The organism is Cohnella phaseoli, assembly GCF_003386235.1.
In the GTDB taxonomy this organism is placed as follows: domain Bacteria; phylum Bacillota; class Bacilli; order Paenibacillales; family Paenibacillaceae; genus Cohnella; species Cohnella phaseoli.
In genome coordinates this window covers 163,452-184,609 of record NZ_QRDZ01000016.1, presented here as the reverse complement: position 1 = coordinate 184,609, position 21,158 = coordinate 163,452, and the positions used below count along the sequence as shown (strand labels likewise).

The following is a 21,158-nucleotide window of genomic DNA, read 5'->3' as shown; positions in this document are numbered from 1 at the left end:
TCTACTCCAAATGTGCATAGACAGTGAGAATGGGTTTGCCTACTATAATTAATAGTAATAATCATTCTCAATGGAGGTAGCACGTTATGTCTTATCGCAGTTCATCTCTCGTCGTCTGTCTGCTGCTGGCGGCGTTGTTGGCTTCTTGCGGGCAATCAGGCTCGTCATCATCTCCTCGAATAACGCCCGTGCCATCGGGTCAAGCGTCTTCACCCTCCCCTGATCTAAAGGCGAATGGAGAAGACGGCATGCATACGATTACTTATTTAGGCAAGCAGTACGAAGTGCCTGTCGCCCCTCGCAAAATCCTGTTTATGAGCGCCTTTGAGTCCATGGAAGATGCGGTTGTGCTTGGAATCGAGCCGTATGCGTCCAGCGCTATCGGCGATGAAGACGAGCCTTTTCCAGGATTTTATGGAGCCGTCATGCAGAATACCATCCCGTTGATGGGAACAACCGAAGAAAGCTTTGAATATTTATTGCAGCTTAACCCCGATCTCATTATCGGAACAGATATGGAGACCCCGGCCGTGCATGAACAGTTGTCAAAAATTGCGCCGACGATTCCCGTATCCCATTTCGGTCCCGACTGGCAGGCGAATCTGGAACTGTTGGCGGAACTGACGGGCAAGCAGGAAGAGGCTAGGGGAGTTATTGCCAGGTATGAACAGGATCGGGACAAAGCAAGACAGCTCGTAAAAGGTCTCGATGCGGACACGGAGGTGCTCGCGATTCGCGTACGCGGAGAGCAGATGATGGTCTACCCGGAATCCGTATTTCTGAACGATGTGCTCTATGAGCAACTCGGCTTCAAAATACCGGAGCTCGTCAAGCAAACGAAACAGCAAGAGGTATTGTCGCTGGAGGGATTGTCGGTCGCGAATCCCGATTATATTATTCTGCAATACGATGTGTACGAGAACGGAGGGAGCGAACGCGCGCTTGAAGAGCTTCAGAAGTCCAAGGTATGGCAAGGGTTAGATGCCGTGCGCAGCGATCGTCTGTTCATTAATGCGGTCGATCCGCTTATTTCCGGCGGAGGCACTGCCAACGGCAAAATATTGATTACGCAGGCTGTGCTGGACAAATTTCAATGAGCGATACGAAAATTGCCGCAGACCGTGTAATTCGTCTGTTTGAGGTCCTTCACCGCAAGGGTCTTTTCTCCGGAGGCGTGCTTGCCGGATACAACGGCCAAGCCATCCGCACCGGTGTGTACGGCATGGCGGATTATCGCTCCGACGCCCATCTTACGGCCGACTCATTATATGAGCTGGCTTCCGTTACGAAGCCGCTGACGGCTACGGCGGTGCAGCTTCTCGAGCAGCGTAAGCGGCTGCGATATGACGATCCGCTCGTCCGCTGGCTTCCCGCTCTTCCTTATCGCGACGTTACCGTGAGACAGGCGCTGATGCACGTATCGGGGCTTCCCGATTACATGGAACTGTTAGAGCAGCATGGAGAACCCTCTTCTATTGCAACGAATGAGGACGTTATCCGTTTGCTCGCGGAACGCTGTCCGCCGCCGCTTTTTCCGGCAGGGGAGCGGTACGAATACAGCAATACGGGGTACGTCTGCCTAGCCAGCGTCATAGAGGCTGCATCCGGGATGGCTTACGCCGAATTTATGCGCGCTCATCTTTTTGTGCCTGCGGGAATGAAGCGCTCTCGTATTTACAACAGACGCTTAAAGCCAGAGGTCATCGACGATCTGGCTCACGGGTGGATTAAGGAAGGAGCGGAATGGGACCGCTATCGGCTGCCGGATGAGCTGGATGCTCTGAATTTCGTCGTTCGCCTGGACGGAATACAGGGAGACGGAACGGCGCACTCGACGCTGCACGACCTGCTGGCCTACGATACTGCACTAAGGGATGGAAAGCTTCTGAGCTCCGACTCGCTCCTTCAGGCGACTGCTTCATTTCGTTTGCCGGACGGCAGCCGCACCCCCTGCGGCTTTGGCTGGTTTTTGTCGACAACGCCGTGGGGAGATTTATTGCTTAGCCATAGCGGCGGTTGGCCGGGCTATTGGACTCGCTTTGTTCGCACTGTCGCTGATGCTCGCGTGTTAATCGTACTGGCCAACGTGGAAGAAGCGGAAACCGAGTCGGTACGTGCTGTGCTGGACGAAGCGGAGCGGATATGGTTTGGTGTCTATCGGTGAAGCGATGCTGCTTCATGTACGGCTATTTCGGAACGCCCGCCGTCAACGTATCGACAGGGGCATTTGCAAAAAAGATGACTGCCATGACAAAACCGATGACAGCCGCTCACTAGACGAGATGACAGCCCCCCCTTTACGCTGAAAAGAGAAGCCCTCGCACGAGTCAATCCGGCTCCGGCGAGGGCGGTTCATTGTGTCGGATAAGGGGAGGAGCGGGACAAATGTTGCGCAAATTTCGGGAAACAAGGAGTAAGTCGGCGGCAAGCGAGTGGGCGCCGAACTTCAAGCAGCGTTGGAGGCGCACAAGGAAGTATGGATTTACCCTGCTGCTTACGGCGTCATTGCTGATGAGCAGCTTCGAGCAACTGGCCGTCGCACAGGAGCGTCCGGAGAGCGACACGCTGGCTTCGTTCGTCGAATGGGTCGGGCAGATAGGCGAAGAGCTGCAGGATGAAAATGGAACTCTACATGAGAACGTTACATACGGGGAGGAAGAAAGCTTCTCTGTCACGGATGCCGTATACGGCTTGCCGGTCAAGATCAGCACCGCGAGCGGAGGAGCGCCAGGGACAGGAAACAGCACGTCTGCGTCGGTGAGCGGGGACGGCCGTTATGTTGCATTCGTGTCGGCCGGCACGAATCTCGTGGACGGAGATACGAATGGCAAGCAAGATGTGTTCCTTCACGACCGGCAGCTCGGCACGACGAAGCGGATCAGCTTCGGAGCGGGCGGTATTCAGTCGAACGGCGACAGCTACGCGCCCTATGCCAGCTTCGACGGGTCGTATGTGTTATTTACATCGAAGGCCACCAATCTCGTCAGCGGCGATACGAACAATCTTGAGGATTTGTTCCTCTACGATGCGGCTGCGGATTCCGTACAGCGGGTTGCATCCGTTGTCTCGGGTTCGGAATACGTCGGAGCGGGCAGCTCCTACGGGATTAGCGCGGACGGTCGATATGTAGCCTATGCAGGCAAACCCGGATCGACGGGCGATCACGATATCTGGCTGCTGGATCGGCGGGCGAATGTCGTAAAGCGGGTCGCCCGTCAAAACTACATTTACGAGACATTCCGGGCGAGGGTGTCGATCAGCGCCGACGGCCGCTTCATCGCCTTCGATTCGCGCGGTACGAAGATCGTACCCGACGATACGCGGACGACAATCGGCAACAACGACCGGGCGATCTATTTGTACGATGCCGCTCTGGATGAAATGAAGATGATCAGCCGGTCGACGACCGGACAACGAGCCAATCATTACAGCTACTATCCGATCATCAGCGCGGACGGACGTTACGTCGCCTATCTGTCTAAGGCAAGCGACATTGTTCCGGGGGATACGCAGCAGGTCCAGGACGTATACGTCTATGATCGCGTGAACGGCACCACGGAACTGGCCAGCTTGAACAGCCAGGGTCAGCAGGTTGCGGTGGATGCCTACGATCCTTCGATCAGCGCGGACGGCCGCTATGTGGCGTTCCATACCGACGGAGCTTTCGACCCTGCCGACGGCGGCAGGACGGATGTGTATATCCGCGACCGGGCTGCCGGTGTAACGAGATGGGTGAGCAAGACGGCGGGCGGCAGCAATGCCGATCAGCCTGTGGATCGGGCAGCGCTGAGCGCGGACGGAGGCACCGTCGTATTCGAGACGGCCGCGACGAATATGACGGCTACGGCCGAGGCGGACGCCGTTCGGGATTTGTATGCCGTAGCGCTTCCGACGGATACCATTGCGCCGGAATGGCCGGCAGGCGAATCCGTGACAGCCGCGCCGGGGGGAACTTATATTGCGCTGAGCTGGCCGGCTGTGCCGGGATCTGCCTGGTATAAGGTATGGATCGATGGTCGGGTGGTCGGCATTACGGATTCCACGTCGTTTGCCGTAGACGGCTTGCTTCCGGGAACGACGCACAGCTATCGAGTGGCTGCGGGAACGTCGGGCTATGTCTGGTCGGCGTGGACGGCGGAGTCGACGGTGACAACGTTGGCCGCTCGGGAGACGACGTCTCCGTCCGCCGTGAACGCATCGGCAGCGCCGGCGTTGGGAGGCGCACTTGTCTCTTGGACGTATTCGGCGGAGCCCGATGTTGTCGGTGCGAAGGTGCGCTGGCGCAAGCCGGGCGGCACCGTGTACGAGTCGCTTCTCTACCCGAGGAGCGTCACCGCGGCGATGGTGCCGAATTTGGAGAACGGTTCGTTCTACGAGTTTTCGGTTGTCATTGTCGACGGCGACGGCAATCGCGGCGAAGGTGCTTGGACGCAAGGCAGGCTGCCGAACGGTCCGGCAGTCGTGCGGATCGACGTGCAGCGAGGAACGGGTCAGCCTGCGCCCGGGCAGAGTCCCAGTATCGTCGATGTCAGCGACGACGGACGGTATACGCTATTTTTGACCAACATGATCGGACTCGTTCCGGAGGATGACCGTCAGCAATACGACGCGTACAGTTCATCTACCCAATTGTATCTGTACGATGCGGAGCTAGGGGCCGTCATGCTCGTCAGCCGTAGCGACGACGGCAAGCTGGGCAACTCCAATTCGAACTTCGGCACGATTAGCAGCGACGGGCGCTATATCGCATTCGGCTCGCGGGCTTCGAATTTGCTGGCGAACACGCCGGATACGAATGGCAAATGGGACGTATTCCTGCTGGATCGGGATGTGAACGATAACGGCGTTTACGATGAGCCCGGCGATACCTCGTTGACCCGGCTGACCGTTCCGGTTCGCAGCGAAGGCCAGGACGGCGACAGCTCGGATCCGGTTATCAGCGCCGACGGCAGCACGATCGTGTTCAGCACGAACGCTCGCAATATCGTGCAGTCGCCGCCTTCCGGTACGGGCGACTATACTGCAACGTACGATGTCCGAAGCCGGGCGATGGCGCCGTTGTACATGCCGAACGGCCAGTCCCCCCGCGTTAGCGGCTCAGAGCTGGATCTCAGCGCGGACGGCAAGGTGATGGCGTTCGAAACCCTTACCGATCTGGCCGACGGCGATAGGAACGGCGATAGGGACGTGTACTGGTATGACAGACGCAATCCGGACCAGCCTCGGCTCGTCTGGGTCAGCGGTCTGATCGAAGGCAGCTACGTGTCGGCCGGTTTGCCTTATATGGATGCAAGCGGCCGTCACATCGTCTTCAACAAGACGGCTAGGGTCGGCACAAACTTTACAAGCCAGACTCTGGCATTCGACACGGAAGCGCCGGCCGGCACCGCGCCGACGCCGCTGATCGAAATTCCTGCGGGCAGTCCGATGACGCTCGACTCCATGGCTCCTTACGGCCTGAGCGATGACGGACGCTACGTGTTATTCGGTTCCTCTGGCAAACATATCGTACCGGGGGATACGGATAACAACAGCGATGTGTTCCTATGGGATCGGGAAACGCAGCAAGCTTCGAAAGTGAGCGTTCCTTACGATCCGGCCTTGCAGATCACGGCCAGTTCGTATAATGGTTTGTTAAGCGGAGACGGCACTCGCGCTGCCTTCATGTCCGCCATGATGAATCTTGTCCGCGGCAGCGAACGCGTCGAATCCGGACTGTATTTGCAGCGGACCTCTCTTCCGGAGGGCGTGCTGGCGGATTTGGCGTTAACCGTACAGGGTTCGGAAATTTTGCTCGAATGGGGCGATCCGGCTCCGGGCAGCGACATCGATGCCTTCCGCGTCGTGCGCAAGCAAGGGAACGGCCAGTGGGAGACGTTGGCCGACAATATCGGTAGGGCAACGCGTACGTACACGGATCAGTCGGCACAGGCCGGCATGACCTATACGTATGCCGTGCATAGCCTCTTCGGAGGCACAGCCTCGCCGTTCACGGTGGAGAAGACGATAACCGTTGCCGGCGGTCTCGGTTCGTTCTCGTATGCGACACCGTTGTACTTCCGGGAATACGCCGGACAGAAGGAAAAGATCGCCCTCCGGCTGACGGGAGAGCCGGGCGTCGGTCCCGAATCGGCAACGGCGCAGCTTGAGTATACGGATAGCGACGGCATCCAGCGCAACAAACGCGTCAATCTAACGGAAGATCATGCGGCTCCCGGCGTTTATACCGGAGAGTTGGAAATACCGGAACGCGCTGCCGAGCTGCTGTCGCTGAAAGGCGCGCTGGAGACGGCGGACGGAAGCGTGCTGGAGAAAGAAGCGCTGCGCAAGCCGATTCCGGTCGGCGCGACGGCGATCGTGGAGGTGGCGGGCACTGCGGCTCCCGAAGACGGTTTGCTGACGATACGAAGCGTTTCCGCCCATGCGAATCAGTCGGTTGTGTTGGGAGGCAGAGCAACGGTTGAGTTCAGGGGCTTGCCGCCGGCGAATGACTATACGTTCGTGCTGATCGGTGCGGGCGGGGTCGATTTACTTGCCGAGAATCCGGATCGGCCGCCTTCCCTCGACATGCGAGCGGGCGATCGGAGAACCGTCGAGCTCGCGCCGATGCTGCCGGCCAGCTTGTCGCTTGCCATATCCAACGAGCGCGGTTCGTTCGAGGGGGTTCACGTGGTCGTCTCCGACGAGGCGGGACGCACGTTAGCCGCAAGCACAACTTTGAAGAACGGATCGTTAACGTTCGCGCCTTTCCGGCAGATGACCGGCAGGAAGGTGATGATCGTCGCCACCCCGTCCGATCCGGTGTACGCTCCGATCGAGCTGACCTTGGATCTCAAGGGAGGCAGTCAGCACGAGGCGATCCAGATTCCGCTGCGCACCGACGCCGCGATTGCGGGAAAGATCCTCGATCAAGCAGGTCAGCCGGTTCGCGGTGCGATAGTGAAGGTCTCCTATCGAGGGAGCACCTTTAAGACTGTCGCCGACGAAAACGGAGATTATTCGCTGTCGGCACCGGCAGGGGATGTGCAATTGGAAGTGTCGATCGATGATTGGGTCGGCGGGGGATGGCAGAGTCTAAGAACGGAGAACGGTCAGACGCTGCGACACGACTTCCGCTTCAGCAAGCCGATCCCGGCAGTCATCAAATTGAATCTGTATACGCAAGACGTAAGCGGCACATGGGTCGGACCTTATGATCTGGATTGGCGTGAACTGATCCATTTTCGTGTGCAGACGACGGGCCACAAGGCGGTAGCTCATCCGTTGTTTGTCTATGCGGATATAGGCGATAAAGTGAGCGTATGCGCGAACGGAGTAGAGGGCGGATTCGATTCGGGCTGCGTCGAGGTCGTCATTGACGACGATCGGCGCGTCGAGGCGGATCTAAGGCTGAAGCGTCTTGTCAGCAATGTGAACGGCGAATTGTCCGAAACGCCGACATCTTTAACCGTATATAAGTTGGATGAAAACGGACGCAGGCTGCATAGCGCAGCCAAGACGGTGTCCGATCGCCGCTTCTCGCTCGAATTGCCGGGCGGAAGCAGGTATGAGCTGATGGTTCAATTCCATAGATCCCGCGGCACGGCGTTCCGCGCCTTCGATCTGGCCGCCAACGATGAGATCGAGTTGGGAGAACTGAGTCCCGAACCGACAGGCACGTTCTCCGGGCGACTGGGCAACTATGTGCTGTTAAGCACATCCAATGCCGTACCCGGCACGCGCGTCACGGTCAGAATCGGCTATCACAACGGCGGTGTTGAGCCAGTCGGAGGGGCATCCGTCCGTCTGGACATACCGGCGGGAGCTACGCTTGTGCCTGGCAGCGTCGTATTGAATGGGCAATCTGCTTCACCGACGGAGACAAGCGGCAAGTATACGCTCGATCTGGGGGACATATCCGTGCAGAGAGGGGGAACGCTTCAATACTCGCTGCAGCTGCCAAACGAATGGACGGGAGGCAATCTGGACGTATCGTCTCTTATCGCGTTCACTCAGAAAGGCGCAAAAGTCGAGGAAAGGATCGGCTTCGCGAGCGCTGCTATTGCGCAGGTGACGTTGGTTGCTCCGGAACGCACTGCTTCCCGCGAGTTCCGCGTGAGCGGAACGGCGCCGGCCGGAAGCAGCGTCGTCGTATATGCCGGGGATCGAGTCGTCGGAGCGTCCGAGACGACGTCTGCGGGCCGCTGGAGCATCAAAGCGGAGATGACCGGCGAGACCGTCAACCGCTGGCAATTGATCGCCGTTGCGTCCTTGGGCGCCAAATCCTGGAGCAGCGCGGCGCGAACGGTGGATTACGACGAGACCAACGTCGAACCGATCGCGTTCACGCTGCAGCAAAGCGACGGCCGCAAAATTACGCTGGACCCTCGGGAGAGCGAACCTCGGTTCCCGTATGTGTTTGCACCGGGTTTACCGTTTACGCTGACGATGAAGTTTAATCATCCGAACCGGGTTCGGGATGTTGCGTTCTATATCGGCGACGCTCGTGTCCAGGCTTCGCTGAAAGACGGCGTTCATGCAGCCGTCGTGAACGGGATGAGTAAGCCCGGTCTGATCGGTATCGATTACCGTACGCTGGAGGTGGCCCAAAGTGGGAACGGACAGGTGCCGCCGGCGGCCGAAATCCGCGCGACGCTGCCGCCTGCCTTCCGCGATGCGACAACGGGCAATTTGACGGTATCGCAGCGCAGTCCGGATGGAAACCGCCAGTCGATGACCTACGAAGGCAAGCTGCCCGGCGCCGAAGGCGATGTAGATATGAAGGTTACGGCTTCGCTGGAGCGTACGACCTATACGCCGACGGCAGCCGATCTGGCGCTGGCCGAGGAGACCGGAGTTCCGGTGTACGGTATGAACCTGACGCCTTCGTTCAGCAACGGAGTGCTGCGCATCGAAATGACCGGCTACTTGCAAGAGTCGGCGCTGCAAGGCGGATTGGACATCGGCGAGGCAATGGCGCTGCTGGCGACCGGAGCCGATGCACTGTCGGCCGCAGCGCTGAAGTCGATCGATTCCGCAAGCAAAGGCAAAGGCGCGGAAGTACACGCGCTGAGCAGCGGGATCGGCGCGGTCGCGACGCGTGTCGTCGTCTTCTTCGGCAAGAATCAGGGCACGAATACGTGGAAGACGATCGACTCCGCCTGGACCCTCTATGACGGTCGCGGCACCGGGGACGTGCTTTCCCGCCTGGAAGGGTTAATGGACTACATCGCGCGTAATTGCGATCCGCGTATTCAGGATGTGTATTACGACCGGGTCAATCACCTGAAAAATCATCTGATCGCAGTGGAACTGACGAAAGCGGCAATTCTGGTTGCCGGGGCGGTCGCAGGACCGGCCACGTTCGGCCTCGGCAGCGTTGCACTTTTCCTTGTCAGTAATATGACGGGTAAGCTGCTGGACGCCCAAATGCAAGGAATGATCGATAGTCTGGAAGTCGATCTCATGAATCAAGATCGCTATTGCAAGAAGCCGGAACCGAAGCCGAAGCGGAAAATTGCCGATCCGGATTGGATTTACGATCCGAGCGGGTACGTGTACGAAGTGTCCGAAGATAATCGAATCGAGGGCGTAAGAGCGACGGCGCTTCGTTGGAACGAGGAAGCCGGACGTTGGGACGTATGGGATTCGGAATGGTATGGGCAGGACAATCCGTTGTATACGGATGCGAACGGCCGCTACGCATGGGATGTGCCGGAAGGCAAATGGAAGGTGCGGTATGAGAAGGAAGGTTATCTCCCGGCGGAGAGCGAGGAATTGATCGTGCTGCCGCCGCACTTCGACGTCAACATTCCGTTGGTATCGACGCTTTCGGCTAAGCCGGTCAGAGTCGAGGCGGCTCCTGGCGGCGCCTATGTCGATATTGTGTTCGACCGTCATGTGGACGGCGAAGCGGTATCGAGTCAACTGCTGGCGGTGATCGATGACGACGGCGATGTGCCGGGCGAGTGGACGGTCGCAGGCACGGTGACCGACGGCGACTCCAAGCGTATTCGCTTCACGCCTGATGCGCCGCTGGCAAATGGCGCTTATCGGATTTACGTCGATGGCGGGCTGACGAGCTACGCCGGAGTTCCGCTTGTCGAGCCTTACGAGGAAACGTTCGAAGTGACGGATGAGGGAACGGGACTTGCTGCGGTCGTTGAGCTGAAGGCGGAAGCCGACAGCAGCTCTGCTCTCCTCGCTTGGAAGCTGCCGGACGATTCGAATTTGCACCGTCTCGTCGTCGCTTACCGTGAGTCCGGCTCAAGCGGAGCGTCTAAGCTCGTCGAGTTGCCGGACGTCGGGACGTATGCGGTGTTGGAAGGACTGGAGGCCAATACGAACTATGAAGTGGCAGTCCGCGCTTACGGCGCAGGCGACAAGTTCAGCGAGACGGCAATTACGGTCGAGACAGCCGGAATACAACCGGGATCCCGCGATTTCGTTCCTCCGGGACCGGTAATGGTAAAAGAGGCAACGCCAGCGGCTAACGGCATCGGCCTCGTGTGGACGGACCCGACCGACAGCGATCTGGCGAACGTCATGATCAAGTGGACGAAGCAGGGAGAAACTGCGGCTTCCGCGCCGGTATCCGTCGCGAAAGGTGTAGGGCGCTATACAATCAGCGGTCTGTCGTCGTCCACGACGTACGAGATCGCGATCTGGACGGTCGATACCATCGGCCATGCTTCGCCGGCGCAGACGCTGAACGCCACCACGAAAGCTGGGGGCGGATCGGGCAATCCGGGCAGTCCGGGTAGCTCCGGCGGTCCCGGCGGCGCAGGCAGCTCCGGTAACCCGAGCAATCCGGGCGAAGTCGATCTGGAGCGCGCGGACATTGGAACGACAGACGCAGAAATGAAGTTTTTCGGCGGAGCGTTTAAGCTGTGGCTGACGGCCGGAGCGGCGGGGGCGGCGAAGCAAGTCGCGGCGACAAGATATGCCGATGCCCCTGCTCCGACACCGGGTCATCTGCGGCTGATGTCGAAGGCGTACAAGTGGAAGCTTGAACCGGAAAGCGGCCGACTGACCGCCGCCGGCAAGCTGACGATTGCGTACGACGAGACTCTGCTTCGCGGGACGGATATTCGTAAGCTAGGCGTGTACCGTCAGGATGAAGCCGACCGGACTCGGTGGGTCTACGTCGGAGGTATCGTCAATGGATCGGATCGTACGGTGACGGTTGCGACCGAGGAGCCGGGCACTTATGCGGTGTTGATCGCCGATCTGACGTTCGGCGATCTGACGAATCACTGGAGCCGCGCCGATGTTGAAGCGCTGGCGGCGCGAGGCATTGTCAGCGGCGACCCGGACGGCTTCTTCCGGCCGAACGGTCGCATCACCCGGGCCGAGTTCGTGAAGCTGCTGATGCCTCTGCTTGGCGACGCAGCTACGACGGGCTTAGCTCCGGAGTTCGGAGATGTGGCGCCGAACGCCTGGTATGCGCCATTTGTCTCCCAGGCGGCCGCAGCCGGTATCGTGCAAGGAGCGGGCGGACGCTTCCGTCCGAGCGATCCGGTAACGCGCGAGGAAATGGCGGTGATGCTGTTCCGCGTGCTTGGCGTCGATCCGGACATGAAGCTGAACGCGCAAGCAATATTGAGCGGATTCGCGGACTCCGAACGTGTGTCGGACTGGGCGTCTCTGCAAATCGCCTATACGGTGCAGAACGGATTGCTTCAGGGCGGCGGCGGAGGCAAGCTGCGTCCCGAAGCGACCGCCACGCGTTCCGAGGCTGCCGTCATCGCGCTTCGCGCGCTAACCTCGCAAGGACTGATTATAACGAAACCTGAATAAGCAAGATATTCGTGCACAGTAGAAAAATGGCGGCGTAGGGGAGATCCCTGCGTCGCCATTGCACATTTTGAGAAAATGGATCAATCTATAGTGGTGTCGATAAAAATTTATGTTATAATATTTATCGTTGTGGCTCCGTAGCTCAACGGATAGAGCAACCCTCTCCTAAAGGGTAGATGTCAGTTCGATTCTGGCCGGGGCCGCCACTTACTATGAATAACAGCTTTAAGGATAATCCTCGAGAGCCCTGCTCTGAGGATTTTTTTGCGTTGCGATTATACGAGATCCGGGTGAGCCAGCCCCTCTTCGTTCATAGCTGCGAACGCTCGGTCAAATATCGCCCGACGATGCTCAGGAAAGCTTTCGCCGACAGCACAAGCGCGCGCTCGTCGATGTCAAAACGGGGATGATGATGCGGGAAGTGAGTCCGTTCGTCCTCGCCTCTTGCGCCTACGTAGAAGAAAGTTCCCGGCTTATGCTGCAAGTAGTAAGCGAAGTCTTCCGCCCCCATCCGTTTCTCCAGATCAACGATGACAACTTCCGGAAGCGTGCTGGAGACGGCTTCTCTTACGATTGAGGTTTCAGCGGAATGGTTGATGAGCGACGGGTAGCCGTTCATGTAATCGACGCGAATCGTCGCATGGGAAGAGCGAGCGGCTCCCTCGGCAATCGTGCGAATCTCCTCCTCGATCAGCGTTCTGACCTCAGGGTCGAAGGTACGAACCGTTCCCTCCAGCATCGTTCTGCTCGCAATGACGTTAAAGGCGGAACCGCCCTGAATCTTGCCGATGCTCACGACGGCGGGGTGAAGCGGGCTGACTCTGCGGCTGACGATCTGCTGCAGCTGACCGACGAGACCGGAGGCGATTACGATAGAATCGACGGAATCATGCGGTCGTGCAGCGTGGCCTCCCTTGCCTTCGACATGGATGGAGAAGGCGTCTACCGAAGCCATGAACGTGCCGTCGCATAAACCGAACTGGCCGACGGGCAGCTCGGAGGCCAAATGAATGCCGAACACGGCGTCAACGCCGTCCAGGCAACCGTCGGCCACCATCGCCTGAGCGCCGCCCGGCGGTTTCTCTTCTGCGTGCTGGAAGAGGAACACGATCGATCCGTGCAGGAGGTCGCGCTGTTCGCTGAGCAGCGAAGCGACGCCGAGCAGCGATGCGGTATGTCCATCGTGTCCGCAGGCATGCATGACGCCGGGAACGGTGGAGGCATACTCGACTTCCTTCTCGTCCTGGATCGGCAGCGCGTCGAAATCGGCTCTCAGGGCGATAGTCGGACCCGGCCGGCCTCCGCGCAGCACGCCGATCACGCCCCCGCCGCCTACTCCGGTGCGTACTTCAAGTCCGAGTCTGTTCAACTCCGCTGCGATAAAGGCGGGAGTCTCTTTTTCCTCGAAGGAGAGCTCAGGATGCCGATGCAAATATCTGCGCCAATCTACGATCTGATTGCCATATTTATGTTCGATTTCCCGATGCCATCGTGCGATAAGATTTTCTGTCATGGAATTCGTCTCCTTCGTCATAGCATACTAATCCGAGTTATGAAGTGTAGTATACCAAATTCGGCTTAGAAATAGAATGTTTTGCTGCGGGGGATTCATTGCCAAATCGTCAGGCTGCCGGTGGAAACCTTCGTCGGCCATATGTTACCATCAAAGAAGAAAAGCGGCGGATAGTCGGGGGGACGGGAAATGGCGACCAGCATACGGGATGTGGCAAAAGCGGCGGGAGTGTCGGTAGCGACCGTGTCCAAAGTATTAAACGGCTACACGACGGTAAACGAGCAGACGAAGGAGAAAGTATTGAAATATGTGAAGGAGCTGCAGTTCCGTCCGAATTTGGCGGCCCGTTCGCTGGTGGGACGGCGTTCGATGACGATCGGTATTTTCCTGACGACCGGATTGGTGCATCCGTTTTTTACTCGCATCCTTGCGGGAATGGAGCAAGCGCTGCAGGCTAGGGGCTACGACCTAATCTATCTGGCCCGGATGTCTCTGGGCAAGGAGATCAGTCTGGTGCAGCATTGCCAGAGCCGCAATGTGGAGGGTGTCGTCGTCTTCGGGTTTCAGCACGAAAACGCGGATTTCGGTGAACTGATCGAATCCGGCCTCCCTGCGGTGTTTATCGACCTCGACATTTGTGAAGGACGCGCCGGCTACATTACTTCGGACAACAGAGAGGCGATGGAGCGGGCGGTCGCTTATCTGGCCGATCTGCGGCATTGCAGGCTCGCCTATATTGGCGGCATTAAAGATTCCTATGCGGATCTGCATCGACTCGCAGGTTTTCAAACGGGATTGGCTCGGGCGGGGATTTCGTACCGCGAGGAATATAGGATTGCGGGCGATTTCACCCGCGAAGCCGGTTATCTCGCCATGCAGCGGCTGCTTGCTTTGCCGGAGCCTCCTACGGCCGTTCTATGCTGCTCGGACATGAGCGCAATCGGGGCGATTGAAGCTATCAGGGAGGCAGGATTGTCCGTGCCGGAGGATATATCCGTGCTCGGGTTCGACGATATTGAGCTGGCCGAGTACATTCAGCCTGCGCTCACAACGATTCGTCAGGATATGACGACGATCGGCAGGAGGGCGGTCGAGCTTCTGGACGAGCTCATTGTCGACGAGAAGCTTGCTCCTCCTGAAGTGATCGTGCCGACGGAGCTGGTCGTGCGCCAATCCTGCGGGCCTGCTAAAGTCTAAGTCAGGCAAAATCGAATCGGGGCTGTCCTATAAGCATGTTAAATTGCTTTGAAAGATAATCGATAATAAAGGTGCAAGGTGTATATACCTCCCTCCGATGCTATACGCTTCTGAAACCTGAATGGGTAAACCCGTTACAAGGTAGTTTCCAGAAGCGTATGAGGCAGTCTACGGGAGGGCTATACACCTTCTTTTTACCGATCATCTTAAGCAACCCTGCTTACAGGACAGCCCCTTATTCATTGTTGCAAGCGCAGCTACACCTCTTCGCGCAGCTCTTCGAGCAGGTTCGCCTTCTCCATCTTTCTCAGCGGGCCTTGCACCGAGAACAGCCCGACAAGCAGGGCGGCGGCACATGCGATTAGCGAAGCGGCCCAAGGAAATTCGAACGGGAAGCCTTGAACGGTCTCCAACTGACGATAGAGGAAGTAGCAGAATCCGGCGCCGAGCAGAATGCCCCAGAAGCCGCCGATCACTCCAAACCAAAGCCCCTCTGCGGAGGCCATCTTCCGAATCTGCCCCATCGTCATGCCTACCGCTTGCAGGAGGCCAATTTCGCGGCGGCGCAGCAGCAGGTTCGTCTGGACAGTGTTAACGATGTTCAGACTGCCGATGACGCCGATGACGACGAGGAAGCCGTAAACGAAAATTCGCATCTGCACATTGAAGTTACGCGTCTGTCTCTGATTTTCGGCGTAGTCGATCAGGCTGCTTCCCGCATTCATCCGCGCAAGGCTTTGCAGCTTCGCTCGAATCGGCTCCTCGTCCGCGCCATCCTTAAGCGCGACTTCGAGACCGCGACGTTCCGCCGTATAATCGGAAGGAGGATATTGATCGGCTGCGCCTGCAAGCAGAGCGGCGTAAGTCGACTTGGTCCCGATAATCGTCAGCATGTTGCCCTGATAAGGAGCGTCGAACGGCGATTCCGTCAAAATGCCGGCGATAGTCACCTCGCGATATTCGGGTTCCGCCGAGCCTGAAGCCGGTTTGGTCTGAATGGCGATCTTGTCGCCGACCCGATAGCGGGTCAAGTCCATAATCGCTTTTTTGCCGCTGGTCTGATACGGTTTGACCGTCTGCAGCAGCAATACCTGGTCTCCAGCCGCCAGCTTGACGGGGTCGGCCGTTCCCGACTGCAAATATTTGGCCGCCTGCTTCAGTCGCGCTTCATCGTACTGCAGCACGAAGGTTTGAACGACATTTTTCTCTTCTTCGCCAACTTTAGCTGTCTCGTAGGAAGCATCCGTCTTTTTGCGGATGTCGGGATTCAGCTTCTCTTCCGGAACGAGGGCGGACAGCAGCAGCCTGAAATAGACGCCGTACACGCCGTCTACGCCCGGCAATGCGGCGATTTCCTGCATCATTTCGTCGGGGATCGCAGCCTCGGCCGGCGGCAATGTTCCCTGCTCGTCCAGGAAGATATTGCGGTTCAACTGAAAGGCGATTCGGTCGTTCTCGTTGGTCGTGATCGTCATGCTCAGCGTTTGCTGGGTAAAATAATGAAACACGATAAACAGCATAATACTGATGACAATCGAGAAGGTCGTAATCCGGAACTTCGTCCGGTTGCGGCGAATATTGTTCGATGCCATCCTGCCCTCGACTCCCGCTGCGTTCAACAGGGAAGGGATGCGCAAGCGCCGATAAGATTCGCGAACGATGCTTCCCGCACCCTTCACAGCATCGACCGGGGAGACGCTTGAAGCTTTGCGCGCCGGAAGCCATGCGGCCAAATAAACGGCAACATAACCGATCGCGAGACTTCCTGCGAAAATCCACCAATGGAACGTCAGTTTAAATGTATCCATCATGAGAATCTGCATGTCGAATTGCGACATCAGCCATAGAGCGAGCGACAGCCCGAACCATCCGATCAGCAAGCCAATCGGGACTCCGATAGTGGATAGTACGGTTGCCTCGCGCAGCACCAGGCTGCGGATTTGCGCGGGGGAAGCGCCCAACGTGCGCAGCAGGCCGAACTGTCGAATGCGCTCCAGCACGGCGATATGGAAGGCGTTATAGATCACGGCCACGGTGGACAGAACGACCAAGCCGATCAACGTTCCGAAAATGATCGCGAGCGCCGAATTCAGGCCATTGTCCCCCGATTCGCCCATGAGAGCCAGAAGCGTATCGTTCGGAAACATGTTCGGATTCAGCTTGGCGAATTCGGGAATTTGACTGCTGATATCCACGCCTGTTTTGAACGTGAGGAACAGCATCGTATCCTTATCGAACTTCCTGCTGTCCGGATCTGCTAGCGTGAAAGCTCTGGAATTTCCGTTCACCTGGCTTGACTTCTCATTGTTTAACACGCCTACGATGACATAATCCTGCTGCGTGCCGTCGGGGGCGGTTAAGCGGGCCGTACTGTTCAGACCGGGATTGCCGGGCAGCAGATCCAGAATCCATTTCTCGACTGCCAACTCGTTCAAGGCTTCCGGCAGACGCCCTTCGTTCAGATGGATTGGAAGCAGCTGCAAGGCGTTGCTGTCCCCTTCTTCAACTTTTACGGTTACCGACTCACCCAGTAGGGTATTCTGGCCGGAACGATAATAGCCCAACTGATCAATGAGTATGTGCTTTTGCAGCGTCTGATACAGCTCTGGGGTTGGGCTGCTGTAGCCAAGGTGGAAAGCCCCATCCGTGTATTTCGTATTCGAAATCATATTGTCCTTCAACGTCTGCCCCATCGTCCCGAGCGCGCTGATCAGAGCGACCGACAACACGATGCCGACAATCGTCAGAATCGTACGTTTGCGCTGCTGCTTTAGATATCGATTGGCCATTGCACCATAGCTTCTCATACGTCCCTCCCGCGACTTTGCGTGTCGCTCAGGAGTCTGCCGTCTTGAAGGTTCAGGACGCGGTCGGCCTCCGCCGCGATATTCATGTCGTGGGTAATGATAATCACGGTCTGATGATATTGACGCACGGCCAGCTTCAGCAGTTCGATCACTTCCCGCCCGTTGGCGGAGTCCAGATTGCCGGTCGGTTCGTCGGCCAGTATAATGGCCGGCCGGTAAGCGAGCGCCCTTCCGATCGCAACCCGCTGCTGTTGTCCCCCGGAAAGCTCGGAGGGCAGATGCTTCCGTCTCTCGTGCAGTCCAAGCGTATGAATCAGATCGTTGATATAGGCCCGATCCGGCTGGCGATGGTCAAGCAGCAGCGGGAGCTGAATGTTCTCCTCCACGCTCAGCACGGGAATCAGATTGTACGCCTGAAAAATAAACCCGATTTTGCGCCGGCGGAACACCGCTCTTTCTTTTTCTTTTAGCGCGTACAGGTTTTCCCCGTCGATATGAACGTAACCGCCGCTAGGCTGATCCAAGCCACCCAGCATGTGCAGCAAGGTGCTCTTGCCCGATCCGCTGGCTCCGACGACAGCTACGAATTCTCCTTGCTTGATCTGGAAGGAAACCTCTTTAAGCGCATCTACTTTCGTCGTTCCTTTGCCGTAGCTCTTGCTTAAGCCGTCTACGTTAATCACATTCATGTCTTTCGTCCTTCCGAAGTTGGATTCGCGGAAAGCGCGATAGCTCCGCATCTATGAACCCAGTATATCGGGGCTGCCTTACAAGCCTAAGGGGGGATTGCTTACAGTTCTGTAAGCTTCACAATTTCGCCGTCAGCGACGGAAAAGGATGGAGCGGGAGCGTTACATGAAACGCCGTGCCTTGCGGAACATTCGCGGTTGCGGACAATACGCCTCCGTGCTTCTCGATAATCGAGCGAGCCAGCGGCAGTCCTAGTCCGACTCCGCCGCCATCGCCGGAAGTACGGTAAAACTTCTTGAAAATATGCGGCAGATGCCGGGGATCAATGCCCGGTCCCTGATCCTTCACATGCAGATGCGTGAAGGTGTGCGTCTGCTCCCATCCGATAGCGACTTCGCCTCCCGGCGGGCTGTGCTCGACAGCGTTCTTAAGCAGGTTAGCCAGCGCTTCTCCCATCCAATGGGCATCGTGGAGCAGGCTCAGTGAAGCGTCGGAGTCGTCAATGACGATCCGAACCTGCTTGTCCTCCGCCAGGCGATGAACGGATTGCACCGCTAGCTTTACCGTCTCTGCGAGCGGGGATGACTTCGAGTTAAGCTCGAGCGCATCCGCCTCCAGCCGGGCCAGCTTCAGCAGCGTCAGAATCAACCATTCCATCCGGTCCAGCTCGCGGCGGCAGCGGCCGAGAAATTCGGCGGTGTGCGTTTCGTCGAGCTGACCGTCTTGCAGCAGATCGGTATAGATCATGAGCGAAGCAAGCGGCGTCTTGAGCTGGTGGGAGATGTCCGTGACTGTCTCCTTCAGGAACGCTTTGTCTCGGTTCAACTGCTCGATCGTCTCCTTGAGCCGTTGGGAGAGCTCTTGCGCGCCGCTGGCCAGCAGTCCGAGATCTCCTTCTTCATAAAGCCGATAGCTCATTGGCTCGTTGCGTTTGACCGCATCTTCCATCGATACCGCCAGCTTGCGCATTACCCGGGACTGCCGAGCGTATTCGCGATAAAGCAGCGCCGCGGCGATCGCGATAAGGGCGCTATTGCCGAGCAGTAGAATCCAGGTTGTGCGGCGGCGATGCTCCTCCAGAGCCGGCAACCAGCGCGCGTCAATCGTCTGACCCACTCCATAGCGCTCCAGCAAACGGCGCCCTTCCTCCGCGGCCTGCGGCGAAGCCTGATCGGGAGAGGCCAACCGGTCGAACCATTCCTCCGCCAACTCGGGATGTCGCTCGGCCAGGCTGCCCAGCAGCGCGGCTTCCCGGCTCAGCCAGACCTGCTTGAGCTTCTTGGTGGAGTAGAAGCTATAGAACAAGGAAAAAGAAACGGACAGAACCAGGAGCAAAGACAGAATCAAGACCAGGCTTCGCATAGCGGGGTTGCGCCTTTGCCTGGCAAATTCGGCTTTCCGGCGCTCTAGACGTTCCATCGGTATCCGGCTCCTCGTACAGTGACAATATATTGAGGATTTTGGGGGTCTTCTTCAATTTTCTCCCTCAGCCTGCGGATGTTAACCGCCACCGTGTTATCGTCCAGCACCTCGGCGCCGTCCGGCCACACGTGCTGAATAATCTGATCTCTGGAAAGTACGGCGCGAGGATGCGTCATGAACAACAGCATCAGGCGAAATTCCGTTACGCTAAGCGGAAGATCCTTCCCAAGCTTGTCCAGCCGCATCTCGCCGATATGGAGCGTCAGAGATCGGGAGACGAGCGTGTCCTCTCCTCGGCCGGTAAGGGAGGGTCCTCTACGACGCAGCACGGCTTGAATACGCGAGAGGAACTCGCGCAAGCGAAACGGCTTTGTAATGTAGTCGTCTCCGCCAAGGTCCAGGCCCCTTACGATATCGAACTCCTGATCGCTAGCGGTCAGGAAAATAATCGGAACGTCGCGCTCCTGCCGAACTCGCTCGCAGAAGTCAAAGCCGTTGCCGTCCGGCAACTGCACATCCAGCAAGAGCAGATGAATTTCATGCTGGCTCAGGGCGTTCCGCGCTTCGGCCAGATTGCGCGCGCCAACCACCTCGAAGCCCTCTTGCTGCAAGGTGAATTGAATACCGCGATGCAAGGAATCGTCGTCTTCAACGAGCAATATACGAAGGCTCAACCTTGAACGCTCCTTTCCTAGTTCTGTCTTCCTAATTTTGTCGAAAAATGGTTTGAAAATGTGTATTCCAGCTCGACACCATTCTACAAAAAAATGGATATTTTCGCCCTATAATGAAAGTAGTTCAATTCTCCTAACGATTCGTGATGATGTTGGCAGAGCCTACGATCGAGGCTGAGGAAAGGAGCGGTCAGATGACGGCCGTGGAGACAACCGAATTAGTCGCTCGCCTCGAGCAGCTGCAGAAGCGATTGTGCGAAATGGCCAACGACATTGGCAATCTGACCGATCCGGAGATTCTGGCGGTCAGCGAGGAAGCCGACCGCTTGATTGTCCAGCTTCAGCGTCTGCGCAAAGAGGAATCGAATATACGGAAGCAGAGTGGCATCTTCGCGGTATCCGCAGTTTTATCGGCTGCGAAGTCTCCGGAAGAAGTCGGTAAGCAAAGATGAGCATTCGGCTTGAAGCACGCCAGCGGTCCAGGCCGATGCATGATTAAAGCGAGAATCCTGGAGCAAATCCATAAGCGTGCCCACACATCCGGCCTTCGGGTCGGTCGTTCCGTATACGACGCGTTCGATGCGGGATTGTAAAATAGCGCCCGCGCACATGGGACAAGGCTCCAGCGTGACGTATAGGGTGCAGTCGAGCAGACGCCAGGCTTGGAGCTGTTCGCTGGCTTGTCGAATAGCGATCATCTCCGCGTGAGCGGTCGGGTCGCGATCGCGTTCTCTCAGGTTGTACCCTGCCCCGACGATTTCCTCACCGCGAACGATAACGGCGCCGATCGGAACTTCTCCCAGCGATTCGGCATGTTTAGCTTGCCGGATCGCTTCTTTCATCCAACGTTCGTCTTCAGTCAAACTCATCATCGGTCTCCTTACTCCGCGAACACGCATTCGATGTTAACATGCTGTGCACAAGTCTGTGGATAAGTAGGCAGTTACCCACAGAGTTATACACAGAATATGTTTATAACGGTGTGAATAACTGAATATAATTGTATCAGGTTGGGAAATAAGTTCAAATCCTCGACTTCCCGGAATAGATATACAAAGAAGAAGGATCAGCTCGGAC

Annotated in this window: 11 protein-coding genes and 1 tRNA gene; 6 read left to right on the top strand and 6 right to left on the bottom strand. The window is 57.4% G+C overall.

Annotated elements, in window-relative coordinates:
• Positions 1 to 86 precede the first annotated feature (86 nt).
• From DFP98_RS20320 to DFP98_RS20305, 4 genes are all read left to right on the top strand, one after another.
• Entirely contained in the window at positions 87 to 1,097 is a 1,011-nt protein-coding gene (locus DFP98_RS20320) for an ABC transporter substrate-binding protein (RefSeq protein ID WP_116062433.1), read from the top strand.
• Positions 1,094 to 2,164, top strand: a complete 1,071-nt coding sequence (locus DFP98_RS20315) for a serine hydrolase domain-containing protein (protein WP_116062432.1) — start codon at positions 1,094 to 1,096, stop codon at positions 2,162 to 2,164. The genes DFP98_RS20320 and DFP98_RS20315 overlap by 4 nt, the downstream gene beginning before the upstream one ends.
• A 221-nt stretch (positions 2,165 to 2,385) precedes the next feature.
• Positions 2,386 to 11,778, top strand: coding sequence for an S-layer homology domain-containing protein (locus DFP98_RS20310; RefSeq protein WP_116062431.1), 9,393 nt, complete (start codon positions 2,386 to 2,388; stop codon positions 11,776 to 11,778).
• Positions 11,779 to 11,909: 131 nt separating this feature from the next.
• Positions 11,910 to 11,984 (top strand) — tRNA-Arg (locus DFP98_RS20305).
• Between the two features lie 104 nt (positions 11,985 to 12,088).
• Here the strand turns inward: DFP98_RS20305 and DFP98_RS20300 are convergent.
• Entirely contained in the window at positions 12,089 to 13,291 is a 1,203-nt protein-coding gene (locus DFP98_RS20300) for an amidohydrolase (protein WP_116062430.1), read from the bottom strand.
• Between the two features lie 189 nt (positions 13,292 to 13,480).
• On the opposite strand from DFP98_RS20300, the gene DFP98_RS20295 reads away from it, so the two are divergent.
• Positions 13,481 to 14,488: a LacI family DNA-binding transcriptional regulator gene (locus DFP98_RS20295; protein ID WP_116062429.1), complete on the top strand. Its 1,008-nt coding sequence runs from the start codon at positions 13,481 to 13,483 to the stop codon at positions 14,486 to 14,488.
• A gap of 257 nt (positions 14,489 to 14,745) precedes the next feature.
• On the opposite strand, the gene DFP98_RS20290 is transcribed toward DFP98_RS20295, so the two are convergent.
• The 4 genes from DFP98_RS20290 to DFP98_RS20275 form a co-directional block, all read right to left on the bottom strand.
• Complete coding sequence (locus DFP98_RS20290) at positions 14,746 to 17,295, bottom strand: ABC transporter permease (RefSeq protein WP_116062428.1); 2,550 nt, start codon at positions 17,293 to 17,295, stop codon at positions 14,746 to 14,748.
• The gene (locus DFP98_RS20285; RefSeq protein ID WP_116062457.1) at positions 17,292 to 17,984 is read right to left on the bottom strand and encodes an ABC transporter ATP-binding protein; all 693 of its coding nucleotides are present in this window, start codon (positions 17,982 to 17,984) and stop codon (positions 17,292 to 17,294) included. Before DFP98_RS20285 ends, DFP98_RS20290 begins: the two co-directional genes overlap by 4 nt.
• 118 nt (positions 17,985 to 18,102) lie before the next feature.
• A complete protein-coding gene (locus DFP98_RS20280; protein WP_116062427.1) occupies positions 18,103 to 19,404 on the bottom strand; it encodes a sensor histidine kinase in 1,302 nt (433 codons plus the stop codon).
• Positions 19,392 to 20,081, bottom strand: coding sequence for a response regulator transcription factor (locus DFP98_RS20275; RefSeq protein WP_116062426.1), 690 nt, complete (start codon positions 20,079 to 20,081; stop codon positions 19,392 to 19,394). Before DFP98_RS20275 ends, DFP98_RS20280 begins: the two co-directional genes overlap by 13 nt.
• 194 nt (positions 20,082 to 20,275) lie before the next feature.
• On the opposite strand from DFP98_RS20275, the gene DFP98_RS20270 reads away from it, so the two are divergent.
• Positions 20,276 to 20,533 carry an aspartyl-phosphate phosphatase Spo0E family protein gene (locus DFP98_RS20270; protein WP_246016615.1) on the top strand — a complete coding sequence of 86 codons (258 nt, stop codon included), beginning with the start codon at positions 20,276 to 20,278 and terminating at the stop codon, positions 20,531 to 20,533.
• On the opposite strand, the gene tadA is transcribed toward DFP98_RS20270, so the two are convergent.
• A complete protein-coding gene (tadA, locus tag DFP98_RS20265; RefSeq protein WP_116062425.1) occupies positions 20,489 to 20,950 on the bottom strand; it encodes a tRNA adenosine(34) deaminase TadA in 462 nt (153 codons plus the stop codon). The two genes, DFP98_RS20270 and tadA, sit on opposite strands and share 45 nt — an antisense overlap.
• Between the last annotated feature and the right edge of the window lie 208 nt (positions 20,951 to 21,158).